This is a genomic window from Kitasatospora sp. NPDC094028 (genome assembly GCF_049543595.1).
GTDB lineage: Bacteria > Actinomycetota > Actinomycetes > Streptomycetales > Streptomycetaceae > Kitasatospora.
The window spans coordinates 540-1,033 of sequence record NZ_JBMVFA010000136.1; the positions used below are offsets into that span (position 1 = coordinate 540).

Here is a 494-nt window from a genome sequence, read left to right on the forward strand (position 1 = left end):
CCATCCGCGACCGCGTCTTCGGCCTCAAGGCGAACACCCTGCTGTACGTGGTGGACGCCCGCCAGGCCCTGCACTTCCGCATGGTCTTCGAGACGGCCCGCCGCGCCGGCTGGCTGAACGACGACGTGACCGCCGTCCAGCTGGCCTTCGGCACCGTGCTGGGCAAGGACGGCAAGCCGTTCAAGACGCGTGCGGGCGAGACGGTCAAGCTCCAGGACCTGCTGGACGAGGCGGTCGACCGGGCGACGGCCGTGGTCCGGGACAAGGCCGAGAAGGTGGGCCTGAGCGAGCAGGAGATCGAGGAGAACGGCCGGTACGTGGGCATCGGCGCGGTCAAGTACGCCGACCTGTCCACGTCGGCGGTGCGGGACTACAAGTTCGACCTGGACCAGATGGTCTCGCTGAACGGCGACACGTCCGTCTACCTCCAGTACGCCTACGCCCGTATCCAGTCCATCCTGCGCAAGGCCGGCGAGGCCCGCCCCGCCGCCCAC

The 494-nt window shown here is 69.4% G+C and carries 1 protein-coding gene; it reads left to right on the forward strand.

The window, feature by feature from the left end:
* A partial coding sequence (gene argS / locus ACPC54_RS42350) for an arginine--tRNA ligase domain-containing protein (RefSeq protein ID WP_498973111.1) occupies positions 1 to 494 on the forward strand: 494 nt, incomplete at both ends.